The organism is Kribbella sp. NPDC058693 (assembly GCF_042715335.1).
GTDB lineage: Bacteria > Actinomycetota > Actinomycetes > Propionibacteriales > Kribbellaceae > Kribbella > Kribbella jiaozuonensis.
Window position 1 is genome coordinate 25,959 of sequence record NZ_JBHXSQ010000005.1, and the last position, 14,010, is coordinate 39,968.

The window sequence follows — 14,010 nt, forward strand, 5'->3', positions numbered from 1 at the left end:
TCAGTTCTTGGTGGACAGGCGTCGTAGCCGTGGGGTGGCCAGGAGGATGCCGGTGGTTACGACGATGGCGAAGGTGAGGAGGATGAGCTTGAAGGACGCGTGCTGCAGGGCGATTCCTGCGGCGACGACGGGGAGCGAGAGGCCGAGGTAGCCGACGACGTAGAAGAGGGCCAGGGCGGCGGCGCGGTCCTTGGGCGGGGCGGTTGTGAGGACGGTGGTCAGTGCGCTTCGGAAGATGCTGCCGCTTCCGACACCGACCAGACCGGCGCCGGTGAGGAACAGGGCCAGGCTCGGCGGGTGTACCCAGGCTCCGGTCACGATCACGGTGAGACCGAGGATCAGTACGGGTACTCCGAGGGCGAGCAGGCGACGCTGGGGCCAGGTCGCGGTGGCCACCTGCGTCATCGCACCGACGCCGAACGAGATGAAGACGGTCAGCCCGGCCAGCGCGGGTGACGAGCGGTGCAGCGAGCCGGACAGGAAGGCAGAGGCGAGCCCCGCGAACAGCCCGAACACGGTGAACACGAGGAAGTCACCGGTGAGTGCGGCACTGAACTGGGTCCGGGCTGCTGCTGGAATGGCCAGTCGCTGGGGGCGGTAGCGAGGGCGGGGTTCAGGCAGCGGCCTGACCTCGGGAGACCGCCAGGTGACAACCAATGCGAGCGTCAGCAGGACGGCAAAGATGACGTAGATCAGGCGCGGCAGGCTGGGGACGTACGTGGCCAGCAAGCCGGCCACCAAGGGTCCGGTGGCCAGACCGCCGACGTTGGCGACCGTGGACACGATCTGCGCTCGCCGAGTCGCGACGCCGTTGGGGCCGGAGTCCAGATCGGTGAGGTAGGCACCTGCTGTGGCGGTGGCGGCTCCTAGAGCCAGTCCGGTCAGCACTCTGCCGACGATGAGAGCAGGCAGCGAGGTGGAGGTCGCGAAGATCAGCGCGGCTGCCAGAGCGGTCGCGATCGCGGGGATCAGGAGGGTTCGTCGCCCGTACCAGTCCGAGAGGTGCCCTACGAGGAGCAGGCTGACGACGATGCCGGCGGCGAACACGGCGTACACGATGGTGACGGTGATCGAGGACAGGTGGTCCTGTCGTCGATAGAGGCTGTAGAGCGGGCTCGGGGCGGTGGAGAAAGCGGTGAGCGTCGCCATGCTTGCCGCGATCGCCCAGAAACCGGCGGCCCGGCTAAATCGTCCGCGGGCGGGTTGGCGGGCCGCGTGTTCGATGTGGACAGTTGGGTTACTCATGTACCCGATGTTCTGCGGCAAGGCAGTTGGTCACACCAGGGCCAACCACGTGCCTGACTACTGGTCGCGAGGCGGGTGGGGTGAGGGCCGGCCGGGTGCGTCCTTGCCGCTCACCAGAGGCATGGTCGCCTCCCACCAGCGGCGGAGCGCCAGCAACACCTTCGTGCAAGGGACGGCGGCGGCTGGCGCGCTGGCACGCGAAGAGCAATCCAGCATCCCGTCGCAACAGTTGCCTCGCAGGCTCACGCCCGCCCGGGTAGTCACCCGCAGGCGGCAGTCGGAACGGGATGCACGGCGCTGATCCGGGGGCGGGTGGGTGCGCGCGGAGCAGGTGCGCTGAGGAGCGGAGCGACGAAGAAAAGCGCCTGCGTAGCACGTGGGGGATCATCCACAGTCCCCCGGCGGGGCAGCTGCTAGGCACGCTCACGCCAGCCCCGGGGTAGTCGACCGCGGGCGGCAGCCCGCAGCCCGGCGATAGCCGGCACGGTCCGGCGATAGCCGGAAAGGATGCACGGCGCTGAGCCGGGGGTGGGTGGGTGCGCGCCGAGCGGGCGCGCTGAGGAGCGGAGCGACGAAGGAAGCGGCTGCGTAGGGGCGCGGGGGCTACTCGTCCAGGCCGTGTTCGATGGCGTAGCGGACCAGTTCTGCTCGGTTGTGGAGTTGGAGTTTGCGGAGGGTGTTTTGGACGTGGTTCTCGACGGTGCGGTGGGAGAGGACCAGGCGGGTGGCGATCTGTTTGGCGGTCAGGCCGCGGGCGACCAACCGAAGTACTTCGGTTTCGCGGTCCGTCAACTGTGGGACATCAGGACCGCCGGCGCCGAGACGCCGGTACTCCCCCAGCAACAACCCGGCCAGCCCCGCGCTGAAGATCGCATCGCCCTCAGCAGTACGGCGTACCGCGTCATCAAACTCATCCAGCGACGCGGACTTGACCAGATACCCCGACGCGCCGTTCTTCACCGCGGCGAGTACGTCGTCCTGCTCCGCGCTCGCCGACAACACCAACACCCGCGTGTCAGGCAACGCCGTAGTGATCTCCCGCGTCGCGTCCACACCAGACCCGGAGCCAAGCTGCAGATCCATCACCACCACGTCCGGCCGAGTCGCCAGCGCGATCTTCACCGCGCCGGCAACATCCGACGCGGTAGCGCACACGTCGTACCCGCGGCTGCCAAGATCGCGCGCGACTCCCTCGCGCCACATCGGATGGTCGTCGACGATCATCACTCTGGTCATACGGCTACCTTCAACTCCCACTCGGTTCCTTCGCCCGGCGCGGTTCGTACGGCGACTGTGCCGCCCAGATCGGCGATCCGCCCGCGGATCGACTGGCTGACGCCCAGGTGGCCGTCGACGCGAGCCTGCTCCAACCGGGCAGGCGTCGTACCCAGGCCATCGTCGCGGATCGACACCACGACCTCCTCGCCGAGATCCTCCACAGCGACCCAGCACCGCGCGTCCGGACCCGCATGCTTGGACACGTTGCTCAGCGCTTCCTTGACCGCGGCAACCAGTTCGCCAGCTGTAGCCGCTGGCAACAGTACTTGCGCAGCCGGTACGACGACGTCCACCTTCGTCGTCGCCAACGGCAACAACAAACCGCACAGATCAACGCGATCTCCGTCCGCAAGGACGGCCGGCCGCGTCGACATCAAGGTGCGCAGGGCAACTTCCTGCTCGGCAGCCAAATGAGCGAGTTCGAGCGCATCGCCCCCGATCGCAGTACCGCGGCGTTGGACCTGAGCCAGCACCTGCAGTACGCCGTCGTGGATCGAGCGGCTGAGCCGCAGCCGCTCAGCCGTCGCGCTCTCCGCCGCGATCGCCGACCGGAGCCGGTCCCCTGCCCGCCGCATGGTCGAGGCGGCGTACCCGACGACCAGACCGGCCACCAGGAGCAGCTGGACGTTGCTGAGGATCTTTGACGCGTTGTCGACACCGCGCAGCGACAACAACGCCAGGCTGATCGTCGCCGCGCCCAGCAGACCGCCGTCGCGGCCCCGGGAGATCGCCAGCGCGAGGACCGGGCCGGCCACCCAGACCGAGGTCAGCACCGAGGCTCCCCCGCGGATGTCGATCAGCGGCTGCGCCCACAAGGTCGCGTACATGCAGCCGACCGTGATGATCAGGTCCGCGAACGCGAGCCGCGTGTTGCGGCGGCCCCACCGCCGGCTGTAGCCGAGCGACGAGATCAGCGTCCAGATTCCCATCACGGCCAACTGGAGCAGAGCACCGGTAGGCCGGACGATGCCGTCCCACCGGGTCCACACGCCGAGGCAGGCGAAGCCCCAGGTGATGATGCGGAACACCACGAGCGCACGCCACAGCGGCTGCAACAGGTCTACCGTCTCGCGCTCCACGCGGCACAGTCTGCCAAGGACGGCGGCCCAGCTGCCTGAGCCGTTCTACTCAGGGTGTGCAGGTTTCCCCGCACCTTCACAGGTTTTCCTCAGGTTCTGCTTCAGCTGAGCGGATTTTCCCCGTACTCTCGCGCAAAACACGCTCGGGGGAGCTTCGATCACACTGCGTAACCAAGACACGGAGGGGAATCGTGCGCAAGCTACCCGCCGGGCTCTTCAGCCTGGCTTTGGCGGCGACGACCGGGCTCGGCTTGGCCGCTGCCTCGGCCACCAACGCCGCCACACCGCCCAAGCAAGGGTCGGCGCCGATCGCCAGCGAGGCCGCGCCGGCGCCGGACGAGTTGTCCAGCCCGCTCGAGGACAAGCGTCGCGAGCTGCGGCAGGAGGCCCTGACCCAGGTCATCAACGGACAGGCCACGCCGGAGCAGCGCAACGGCAGCACTGTCGTCAAGGTCGGCACCAAGGCCGCGGGTGCCAAGGGCACCAAGAACGCCAAGGGCAAGGTCGACCAGTACGTCGAGCTCGGCCGGGAGAAGACCGACCGGATCTTCGTCGTACTCGCGGAGTTCGGCAACGAGCGCGACCCGAAGTACCCGGACCAGGACACGTCACCGGCGTTCCCGGGCCCGGCCCGCTTCGACGGACCGCTGCACAACCAGATCCCGCAGCCGGACCGCTCGGTCGACAACTCGACCGTCTGGCAGGCCGACTACAGCCAGAAGCACTTCCAGGACCTGTACTTCGGCAACGGCAACTCGGTGAAGAAGTACTACGAGAAGCAGTCGTCCGGCCGGTACTCCGTGTCCGGCGAGGTCACCGACTGGGTCAAGGTCAAGTACAACGAGGCGCGGTACGGCCGCTCGAACGGCTACCCGTGCACCGGCAACGTCTGCAACAACACCTGGAACCTGATCCAGGACGCGGTCAACCAGTGGGTCACCGACCAGGAGGCCAAGGGCCGGACCAAGGCGCAGATCACCGCGGACCTGAAGTCGTTCGACCAGTGGGACCGCTACGACTACGACGGTGACGGCAACTTCAACGAGCCGGACGGCTACATCGACCACTTCCAGATCGTGCACGCCGGCGGCGACCAGGCCGACGGCGACCCGTGGCAGGGCGAGGACGCGATCTGGTCGCACCGCTGGTTCGCCGGCTTCCCGGGCGGCCCGGCCACCAACCCGAACGGCGGCGCGCAGATCGGCGACACCGGCATGTACGTCGGTGACTACACGATCCAGCCGGAGAACGGCGGCATCAGCGTCTTCGCGCACGAGTACGGTCACGACCTCGGTCTGCCGGACGAGTACGACACCTCCGGTGCGGCCGTCGAGAACGGCGTGAACTGGTGGACGATCATGTCCCAGAGCCGCGTCAGCAAGCCCAGCGACGGCGGTATCGGCGAGCAGGCGGCCGACTTCAACGCCTGGGACAAGCTGCAGCTCGGCTGGCTGGACTACGAGATCGTCACCGCCGGCCAGAACCGGACCGTCGACCTCGGCCCGCACGAGTACAACTCGAAGAAGGCCCAAGGCCTCGTCGTGACGCTGCCGAAGAAGCAGGTCGAGCATCAACTCGTCCAGCCCAGCGCCGGGACGAAGGACTGGTGGAGCGGTCAGGGCAACAACTTCACGCACACGATGAGCCGGCAGGTCACGCTCCCGGCCGGTCAGCCCGCGAGCCTCACGTTCCAGGCCAACTGGGACATCGAGGACTGCGGTACGACGGCGTGTGACTACGCGTACGTCGACGTGAACGACGGCGCCGGCTTCAAGACGATCCAGGGCAACATCACCAAGGCCGCCGAGGGCAACGGGATCGACGGCAAGAGCGCCGGCTGGGTCCCGGCGACGTTCGACCTGTCGTCGTACGCCGGTAAGACGATCACGCTGCAGTTCCGGTACGCCACCGACCCGGCGGCCGGCGGGATCGGCTTCTTCGCCGACGACATCAAGGTGACGTCGGGCTCGACCACAGTGGTGAACTCCGGCGCGGAGACGTCGCCCGACGGCTGGACGCTCAACGGGTTCAGCGCGGTCGGTTCGTCGTACACGAGCCAGCACGACAACTACTACCTGGCGTCGAACATCAACTACGTCGACTACGACAAGAACCTGCAGACGGGCCCGTACAACTTCGGTTGGGCGAGCACGCTGGCCGACAAGGTCGAGCACTTCCCGTACCAGGACGGTCTGCTGATCTGGTACTGGGACACCTCGCAGGAGGACAACAACACCAACGAACACCCGGGTGAGGGCCTGATCCTGCCGATCGACTCGCACCCGACGCCGATCAACCGTCTCGACGGGCAGCTCTGGCGCCCGCGGGTCGCGGCGTACGACGCGCCGTTCAGCCTGGAGAAGGCTGACTCGTTCAGCCTGCACATCAACGGGCAGTCGAGCTACATCCGTGGTCAGAACGCCGTCCCGACGTTCAACGACAGCAAGTCGTACTGGACCGCGGACCAGCCGACGAGCAGCGTCAAGGTCCCGAACAACGGGGTCAACATCAAGGTCGTTTCGAAGAACGGCACCTCGCTGAAGGTCCAGGTGTCGAAGCGCAAGTAACCCAACGCAGAACGGCCCCCGGAGGAGTCTCCGGGGGCCGTTCTTCGTAGATCAGGCTGTTGCGTACGGCGTCAGGTCGCCGGCGAGGGCCGGGTGGACCCGGGCCGTCACGCGGGTGCCTTCAGCGGTGTGCTCGAGCTGCTCGACCGAGCCCTCGGAGTGGATCCGGGAGACCAGGTCGCCGCGGTCGTACGGCAGCAGGACGTCGAGGGCGACGTGCGGCTGCGGCAACCCGCCTTCGATCAGCTCGCGGAGCTTGTCCATGCCTTCGCCGGTGCGGGCCGACACCACGATCGCGTGCGGCTCGCGGTGCAGGATCGGTGCCAGCGCCATCGGATCGGCCAGGTCGGCCTTGTTGATCACGATGATCTCCGGTACGTCGCCCGCCTTGATCTCGGCCAGTACCTCGCGCACGGCCTGGATCTGCGCCAGCGGGTCGGGGTGCGAACCGTCGACCACGTGCAGCAGCAGGTCCGCGTCCGCGACCTCCTCCAGCGTCGAGCGGAACGCCTCGACGATGTCGTGCGGCAGGTGCCGGACGAACCCGACGGTGTCGGTCAGCGTGTACACGCGCCCGTCCGAGGCCGTCGTACGACGGGTGGTCGGGTCCAGCGTCGCGAACAGCGCGTCCTCGACCAGCACGCCCGCGCCGGTGATCTTGTTCAGTAGCGAGGACTTGCCGGCGTTGGTGTAACCAGCGATCGCGACCGACGGGACCAGGTTGCGACGACGCTCCTGGCGCAGGGTCGAACGCTTGCCCTTGAGGCTCTTCAGGTCGCGGCGCAGCTTGGCGATCTTGGTGTTGATCCGGCGCCGGTCGGTCTCGATCTTGGTTTCACCGGGACCACGGCCACCGATACCGCCACCGGCCGCGCCGACGCGTCCACCGGCCTGGCGGGACAGGTTGCCACCCCAACCACGCAGGCGCTGCTTCATGTACTGCAGCTGCGCCAGCTCGACCTGGGCCTTACCTTCCTTGCTCTTCGCGTGCTGCGCGAAGATGTCCAGGATCAGCGCGGTCCGGTCGACCACTTTGACCTTGAGCTTGTCCTCCAGGTTGCGCAGCTGCGCGGGAGCCAGCTCACCGTCGGCGATCACCGTGTCCGCGCCGAGCGACGCGACCAGGTTGCGCAGGTCGGACACCTTGCCGGAGCCGATGAATGTCGCGGGATCCGGCTTCTTCCGCCGCTGGATCACGCCGTCGAGCACCTCGGAACCGGCGGTCTCGGCGAGCAGCTTCAGCTCGGCCAGCGAGTTCTCCGCGTCCTCGGCGCTGCCCTCGGTCCAGACGCCGACCAGCAGCACCCGCTCGAGCAGCAGCTTGCGGTACTCGACCTCGCTGATGTCGGTCAGCTCGGTGGACATCCCGACCACGCGGCGAAGCGCTTGGCGCTCCTCCAGGTCGAGGCCCTCGGTGCTCAGTTCGTGGTCATACTCATCGTGACCCGACAACGAATCGCCGGAGTCCTCGCCCTCGATGAGGTCAAGTTCGACGTCGGTGGTCTCGTCGTATGCGTGTGAATGGGTCGTCATATACCTTCCATGGTGGCACGGGCCTCCAGTAGAGGCGACCCGTTTACCTACGTCAACGCCCCACGCAGTACCGAGATTCCCCTCAGGCGGGCAGCCAGGCCCGATCGAAGTCCCCGCGAGCGTGCAGAACGGCCGGTCCGGTCAGCTCCAGATGGTTGTCGGCACGCCACGTCACGCTCACTTCACCGCCCGGTACGCCGACGCGGTACGTCACCGGGAGCTCGTCACGGGCCTGACGCGCCGCGGCGACCGTGACGGCGCAGGTGCCGGTGCCGCAGGACCGCGTCTCCCCCGATCCACGCTCATGGACCCGCATCTGGACGTCGTGCGCATCCCGGCGTACGACGAATTCCACGTTCACGCCGTGGGGAAAGGCCGAGGTGGGCGACCAGGTCGGCTGGTCGCAGAGGTTTCCGGGCTCGTCCAAGTTGTCGACGAACGCGACCGCGTGCGGATTGCCCATATCGACATGTACTGCGGGCCACTGATGACCGTTGGTCTCGACCACGATCCCGGCCGGACCCGGCAGCGTCGGCTCGCCCATGTCGACGGTCAGCGTGCCGTCGTCGTTCTGCGCGACGGCCTTGATCCCGGCGCGGGTGCCGACACGGACGGGCTTGTCGTCGATCAGGCCCGCGTCCGCGAGGTACTTCACGAAGACACGGACGCCGTTCCCGCACATCTCCGCGATCGAACCGTCCGCATTCCGGTAGTCCATGAACCAGTCGCCGCCGTCCTCGACGTACGACTGCTTGTCACCCTGGATCACCCGCAGTACGCCGTCGGCGCCGAGGCCGGCGTGGCGGTCGCAGAGGAACCGGACCAGGTCGGCATCCAGCTCGCCGTGCACCGAACCGTCGGGATCGGGCAGGATCACGAAGTCGTTCTCCGTACCATGACCCTTCAACCAGGGAAACGTGCTCATGAAGGAGATCGTACGGTGCAGCTCGCCTACTTCTGGGAGCAGGAGGACGCGGAGGCCGTCGCCGAACTGCTGGACGGCGAGGTACGGCGCGGGCGGTTCCACGGTGAGGACGACGACGAGGATCACCCGTGGGTCGTCGAGCTGACGGCTGGTCAGGACGTCGAGCGGGTGGTGGCCGAGCACGACGGCTGGCTCGAGACTTCGGCGGATGCTCCAGGCGGCGCGCCGGTGCCGTTGCCCCAGGAACCGAAGCGATTCAAGAAGTAAGGACTCGGCCGGGGCGATGGCCGGTGGGCTTGGTGTTGGACAGGGCGGGTTGGCCCGCGACCAGCACGTGTTCGACGCCGACAGACAGCTGCCAGGGGTCGTCGTACGTCGACTTGTCGGCGATCGTGGTCGGGTTGAGGACGACCAGGTCGGCGATCGCACCGGGTTTGATCGTGCCGCGGTCGTCGAGGCCGAGCCTGGAGGCGGGCAGCGAGGTCATTCGGCGGACGGCTTCGGCGATGGAGAAGACGCTTAGATCGCGGGCGTAGTGGCCGAAGACCCGGGGGAAGGTGCCGAAGTTGCGGGGATGGGGGTGGCCGGGGCCGGTTGCGTCCATGATCCAGCCGTCGCTGGCGATCGCCGTACGGGGATGTTGGAGGACGGTGATGACGTCGTCCTCGCTGATCGCGTGGTTGACCACGCTGACGGCGGCCTGGTGGTTCTCGAGGATGCGGAGGACGATCTCGGCGGCGTCGACGCCATCGCGCCGGGCGATCTCGGTGAGGCTGAGGCCACGGCTGTCCTCGTAGCGGCCCGGTGGCAGGGACGCGATGACGACCGAGTCCGGCGACAGCAGTTTGTCGGAGCGCAAGGCCTCGGCGATCCGCTTGCGTTCGGTCGGGTCTGCGAGGCGTTCGAGGAGCGCGCCGTCCGCCAAAGCCCAGGTGGGCAGGCGGGTCGTCAGGGTCGTGCTGGTGGCGGTGTACGGGTAGGCGTCCCAGCCGATGTCGAGATCATCAGCCTGCTCGAGCTCGTCGAGCGCAGCGGAGACCAGGCCGTGGTTCGCCTTGCCGACTGCCTTCAGGTGGGAGATCTCTAGGCGCGCGCCGCCTGCGCGGGCGGCTGACATGGCCTCGTCCAGGGCTGTGAGGAGGCCGGCGCCTTCGTTGCGGATGTGGGTCGAGTAGAGCAGGTCGCACTCGGCCGCAGTGGCGACGAGCGCGGCAACCTCCTCCGGCGAGGCGTAGGCGCCGGGCGCGTAGATCAGCCCGGTCGAGAACCCGACCGCACCTTGATCGGCAGCTGCCCGGAGCAGGTCCTGCATCTGCCGGAGCTCATCGGTTGAAGGCGCCCGGCGTGCGTTGCCCATCACCGCGATCCGCAGCGTGCAATGACCGACCTGAAGCGCCAGGTTCACCGCTGGTTCCAACGTTGCAGCGAAGCCGGCCAGATCGTTCCAGGACCAGTCGTGCTTCGCCCCGAGGAACGCCGTACCCGCCTGCAACGTCGCCAGGTCGGTGATCGGGTACGGCGACCAGCCGCAGTTGCCGGCCACCAGCGTCGTCACGCCCTGCGCGAGCTGGGACTCGGCGGCCGGACTTGTGCGCAGACTGAAATCCGCATGTGAGTGAAGATCGATGAATCCCGGTGCGACAATGTTGCCTGTGGCATCGATACCTTCGGCTCCGGACGGCACGGCATCAGGTGGCAGCACCGCGGTGATGCGGTCGTCCTCGACCAGTACGGTCCCGGGCGTCGGTTCCGCACCGGTCCCGTCGGCGATCAGACCGCCGGTGATTGCCACCCGCATCGAATCACTCCTGTTCTGGTCCGAGGGACAGCTGGGCGACAGTGTTCGCCTCGATCAGCGCGCGGTCCACGGCATGGCCGAGACCGGTTGCCGCGGGCACCTGTACGACCCCTTCGACGGCGACGACGGCGGGTTCGACGACGTCCCGGGCGTAGTACTTCTCCGAGGCGGACACGTCCGATGGGAGGGTGAACCCACCGAGACTGGAGAGTGCGACGTTCGCGAGCCGGCCGATGCCGAACTCGTGCATGCCGCCGCACCAGACCGGGATGCCCTCGTCCCGCGCCCGGTCGTGCGCTTCACGCGCTGGAGTCAGGCCGCCCATCCGGGACACCTTGATGTTCAGGACCCGCAGCGCTTCTAGCGCCAGCGCGGTCTCCAGGTCGTCGACGGTCTCGATACTCTCGTCGAGGCAGACCGGCGTCTCGATCGTGCGCTGCAGCTCAGCGTGCGTGAGTAGATCGCGTGGCGCGAACGGCTGCTCGATCATCGTCAGCCTGAACTCGTCGAGCTCCTGCAAGAGTTTCAGGTCGCCCGCGGTGTAGATGCCGTTGGCATCGACATGCAGATCGAGGTCCGGGTACGCCGTACGCACCGCACGGACCGGCTCGATATCCCAGCCGGGAGCGATCTTCAGCTTCACCCTCGGGTAGCCGGCTTCGACCTGCTGCTGAACCTGGGCCAGTAGGTCGTCGATCGTCGGTTCGATGCCGAGCGAGACACCCGCAACGACCTCGGTTCGTTTCCCACCCAGAGCTGTTGCCAAGGGCATGGAGTTCGCCTCGGCGCACAAGACCCAGGCGGCGGTGTCCACGCCGGCCTTGGCGAAGTTGTTGCCGCGGACCTTCGACCAGCGGCGGGCCAAGTCGGCGGGGTGGGTCCAGGAGTGATTCAGGACCGCGGGCAGGAGATAGTGCGATGCGATGTGCCAGCAGGACTCGACCGTCTCCGGTGCGTAGTACGGGTCGGAGGACGAGGCGATCTCGCCCCAGCCGATCGCGCCCGACGCGTCCTCCAGTTCGACCAGGATGTGGTCGAGGAACGCCTTGCGGTGCGAGCTGGTCTGGAACTCGTGCACCAGCGGCATCCGGACCCGATGCAGCCGGGCCGCGACGATCTTCAGTTCAGTTGACATACAACCCCAGCTCCGTGTTCAGCCGGTCGCGCTCGAGCAGTCGCCGCCGCGCGCCCTTCGCACTCGCGGTGGTCAGCGTCGCGAGCACGTGCAGCACGGAAGCGACGACGGTCGGCGAATCGACGTACGACGCACTCCCGGTCGCGACATAGATGCTCTGGTCGGCGATCTTGGCCAGCGGCGCGTCCTCGAAGTCCGTCACCGCGACCAGCTCACCACCGGCCTCCACGAACCGCGTCGCGATCTCGACGGTGTCACGCCGATACCGGCGGAAGGAGAACGCGACCATCAGGTCGTTGGACCGGACGTCGGACAGTACGTCGACGCCGCGGACGACGGTGCCGTCGATCAAAGTCACCTGCGACAGGCCGGCGCCGAGGTCGAACGCGAGCAAGGCCGCGTACGAGAACGACTTCGCCGATCCGACGATGAACCGCCGTCGGGCGGCGACGATCCGGGCCGCTGCCTGCGCGATCGACTCGTCGGTCAGGATCTGGTCCAGGGCCTCGTCGATCGAGGCGCGCTCCTGCTCGACCACGCGGCGCTGCAGGAGCGTCGACGACCGGCGTTGCAGGCGAGCGTCGTACCGCTCGTGGGGGCTGGTGAGCTCGCGGTTGCGTGGGTCGTCAGGCATCGGCCGGCCCGAAGTAGTAGGCGCCGGTCCCGTCCGGCAGGCGGCGGCACGAAACAGCGACGAGCCCTTGCGCCAGCAGACCTTCGAACGAGCTGCGCAGCTCGGCCGGGTCGGTCGGCATCACCAACTCGGTCATGCTCTCGGGAACGGCGGGCTGCTCGCGGGTCAGGTCCCACTCGACGATCACGCGGTCGGTGCCCGGACCGTACATGTCCGGGGCGAACCAGCGACCGCGGGCGCCGAGGACGTCGAGGTTGAAGTGCGCGTTGCGGACCTGCCTCGGATCGTACGTCCAGCGCATCCGCGACATTCCGTGGCTCAGGGCAACTTCTCGCTGAGCATTCTTGAGCATCCGGCCGAGCCCGTGCCCCTGCTGGTCGGCCGCGACCACAGCGGACTGCGAGTAGTGGTAGAAACCACGCCGATCCGTGCCGCAGAACCCGTACGCGAACGCGACCAGCTTGTCGCTCTCGTCGAGGATGCCGACCACCGATCCGCCGTTGCTGGCCAGCGCGCCGAGCAGTCGCGGATTCAGCCCGTACGCCGGGTCGAGGTAGCCGAAGACCGCGCGGTACAGCTCCGAGGCCTCGGCGAACCTGGACGCCGTGGTGAGCGAGACCGCACGGAAGCTCACCTCGGAGATACGATTCATATCCTGAGTAGATCCCATGGATCTCAAGGGCGTCAATCGGTGATCAGATGATGATACGTTGACTATCCATGACCATCGAGCGACTCCAGGAGTACGTCGGCGCGGAGACCCCGACCGGTGACGCGGCCGCGCTGAACGCCTTCGCCGACCGCCTCGCCGAGCGGTACGGCGCCCTCGGTGCGAGCGTACGCCGCGTGCCCACACCGACCGGCGATCATCTGGTCGCGGACTTCCCCGGCCACGGGCCGAGGGCCGACGAGGCGCCGCTGCTGTTCCTCGCCCACCACGACACCGTCTGGCCTCTCGGGCAGCTCGCGGACGTGATGCCCTGGCGCGAGGCGGACGGCATCATCCACGGTCCCGGCGTCTTCGACATGAAGGGCGGACTCGTCATCCTCGAAACCGCCCTGGAACAGGTCGCCGACCAGGACCACCGGCCGGTACGAGTCGTGGTCGTCGCCGACGAGGAGGTCGGCTCGCCATCCGCCCGCGACTTGGTGACGGCCGAGTCCGCCGGGGTGTACGCCGCCTTCGGGCTCGAGCCGCCACACCCGAACGGCGACCTCAAGACCTCCCGCTGGGGCAGCACCCGCGTCCGCATCGAGATCACCGGCCGCGAGGCACATGCCGCACTCGACCCCGAGAGCGGGATCTCCGCGATCGACGAGCTCGTCGACCAGCTGATCGCGGTCCGGAGCATCGTCGCGCAGTACGACGAGGTGCTGTGCAACGTCGGCACGATCACAGGCGGCGGCCGGACGAACGTCGTACCAGGCTCGGCGTCGGCCGACATCGGCTTCCGCTTCGTCGACCCATCAACCGAGAAAGCCGTCCTCACCGCCGTCGCCGATCTCCAGCCAGTCCGAGCCGCTCAGCTGACAGTGCAGGTGATGTCGAATCGACCCGCATGGCAGCCGTCGCCGGCGACCGACGACCTACTCGCAAAGGTGATCGAGGCCGGCCACTCCATAGGTCAGAAGGTAGGCGGTGCCGCCGCATCCGGCGCAGCCGACACCAACCTGACCGGCTGGCTCGGCATCCCGACCCTCGACGGCCTCGGCCCAATAGGCAAGGGCGCCCACGCCGTCCACGAGCAGATCGTCGCGACGAGCCTGAGCGAGCGGGTCGCGCTGGTCGCCGCGATCATCAGCACTATCTAGCTCA

Annotated in this window: 12 protein-coding genes; 3 read left to right on the forward strand and 9 right to left on the reverse strand. The window is 67.8% G+C overall.

The features are described from left to right. The 3 genes from ACFWUU_RS34360 to macS form a co-directional block, all read right to left on the reverse strand. Complete coding sequence (locus ACFWUU_RS34360; protein ID WP_380182050.1) at positions 1-1,245, reverse strand: MFS transporter; 1,245 nt, start codon at positions 1,243-1,245, stop codon at positions 1-3. 603 nt (positions 1,246-1,848) lie between these two features. After that, positions 1,849-2,481 carry a response regulator transcription factor gene (locus ACFWUU_RS34365; protein WP_137259139.1) on the reverse strand — a complete coding sequence of 211 codons (633 nt, stop codon included), beginning with the start codon at positions 2,479-2,481 and terminating at the stop codon, positions 1,849-1,851. Beyond that, a complete protein-coding gene (gene macS / locus ACFWUU_RS34370; RefSeq protein ID WP_380182052.1) occupies positions 2,478-3,602 on the reverse strand; it encodes a MacS family sensor histidine kinase in 1,125 nt (374 codons plus the stop codon). The genes ACFWUU_RS34365 and macS overlap by 4 nt, the downstream gene beginning before the upstream one ends. 191 nt (positions 3,603-3,793) lie before the next feature. Here macS and ACFWUU_RS34375 point away from each other — a divergent pair, with 191 nt between their 5' ends. Further along, a complete protein-coding gene (locus ACFWUU_RS34375; protein WP_380182054.1) occupies positions 3,794-6,169 on the forward strand; it encodes an immune inhibitor A domain-containing protein in 2,376 nt (791 codons plus the stop codon). Positions 6,170-6,220: 51 nt separating this feature from the next. Here the strand turns inward: ACFWUU_RS34375 and hflX are convergent, their stop codons facing one another. Beyond that, positions 6,221-7,702, reverse strand: a complete 1,482-nt coding sequence (hflX, locus tag ACFWUU_RS34380) for a GTPase HflX (RefSeq protein ID WP_137259142.1) — start codon at positions 7,700-7,702, stop codon at positions 6,221-6,223. An 82-nt stretch (positions 7,703-7,784) separates the two neighbouring features. Continuing rightward, a complete protein-coding gene (gene dapF / locus ACFWUU_RS34385; RefSeq protein ID WP_380182056.1) occupies positions 7,785-8,627 on the reverse strand; it encodes a diaminopimelate epimerase in 843 nt (280 codons plus the stop codon). A 15-nt stretch (positions 8,628-8,642) separates the two neighbouring features. Here dapF and ACFWUU_RS34390 point away from each other — a divergent pair, with 15 nt between their 5' ends. Next, a complete protein-coding gene (locus ACFWUU_RS34390; protein WP_380182058.1) occupies positions 8,643-8,894 on the forward strand; it encodes a hypothetical protein in 252 nt (83 codons plus the stop codon). On the opposite strand, the gene ACFWUU_RS34395 is transcribed toward ACFWUU_RS34390, so the two are convergent. From ACFWUU_RS34395 to ACFWUU_RS34410, 4 genes are read right to left on the reverse strand one after another with little or no spacing between them, the layout of a single operon-like run. Next, a complete protein-coding gene (locus tag ACFWUU_RS34395; RefSeq protein WP_380182060.1) occupies positions 8,884-10,425 on the reverse strand; it encodes an amidohydrolase family protein in 1,542 nt (513 codons plus the stop codon). The genes ACFWUU_RS34390 and ACFWUU_RS34395 overlap by 11 nt on opposite strands. A gap of 4 nt (positions 10,426-10,429) precedes the next feature. Continuing rightward, positions 10,430-11,560, reverse strand: coding sequence for an o-succinylbenzoate synthase (gene menC / locus ACFWUU_RS34400; protein ID WP_380182062.1), 1,131 nt, complete (start codon positions 11,558-11,560; stop codon positions 10,430-10,432). After that, positions 11,550-12,194, reverse strand: coding sequence for a MurR/RpiR family transcriptional regulator (locus ACFWUU_RS34405; RefSeq protein WP_380182064.1), 645 nt, complete (start codon positions 12,192-12,194; stop codon positions 11,550-11,552). The genes menC and ACFWUU_RS34405 overlap by 11 nt, the downstream gene beginning before the upstream one ends. Then, complete coding sequence (locus ACFWUU_RS34410) at positions 12,187-12,846, reverse strand: GNAT family N-acetyltransferase (RefSeq protein WP_380182066.1); 660 nt, start codon at positions 12,844-12,846, stop codon at positions 12,187-12,189. The genes ACFWUU_RS34405 and ACFWUU_RS34410 overlap by 8 nt, the downstream gene beginning before the upstream one ends. A 68-nt stretch (positions 12,847-12,914) precedes the next feature. On the opposite strand from ACFWUU_RS34410, the gene ACFWUU_RS34415 reads away from it, so the two are divergent. Then, positions 12,915-14,006 carry a M20/M25/M40 family metallo-hydrolase gene (locus tag ACFWUU_RS34415; RefSeq protein WP_380182068.1) on the forward strand — a complete coding sequence of 364 codons (1,092 nt, stop codon included), beginning with the start codon at positions 12,915-12,917 and terminating at the stop codon, positions 14,004-14,006. Positions 14,007-14,010: the final 4 nt, after the last annotated feature.

Bases quoted from the DNA above. Each gene is read 5' to 3' on its own strand.
- ACFWUU_RS34360 (WP_380182050.1), bottom strand. From the start codon at position 1,245: ATGAGTAACCCAACTGTCCACATCGAACACGCGGCCCGCCAACCCGCC.
- ACFWUU_RS34395 (WP_380182060.1), bottom strand. From the start codon at position 10,425: ATGCGGGTGGCAATCACCGGCGGTCTGATCGCCGACGGGACCGGTGCG.
- menC (WP_380182062.1), bottom strand. From the start codon at position 11,560: ATGTCAACTGAACTGAAGATCGTCGCGGCCCGGCTGCATCGGGTCCGG.
- ACFWUU_RS34365 (WP_137259139.1), bottom strand. From the start codon at position 2,481: ATGACCAGAGTGATGATCGTCGACGACCATCCGATGTGGCGCGAGGGA.
- hflX (WP_137259142.1), bottom strand. From the start codon at position 7,702: ATGACGACCCATTCACACGCATACGACGAGACCACCGACGTCGAACTT.
- ACFWUU_RS34410 (WP_380182066.1), bottom strand. From the start codon at position 12,846: ATGAATCGTATCTCCGAGGTGAGCTTCCGTGCGGTCTCGCTCACCACG.
- ACFWUU_RS34405 (WP_380182064.1), bottom strand. From the start codon at position 12,194: ATGCCTGACGACCCACGCAACCGCGAGCTCACCAGCCCCCACGAGCGG.
- ACFWUU_RS34415 (WP_380182068.1), top strand. From the start codon at position 12,915: ATGACCATCGAGCGACTCCAGGAGTACGTCGGCGCGGAGACCCCGACC.
- dapF (WP_380182056.1), bottom strand. From the start codon at position 8,627: ATGAGCACGTTTCCCTGGTTGAAGGGTCATGGTACGGAGAACGACTTC.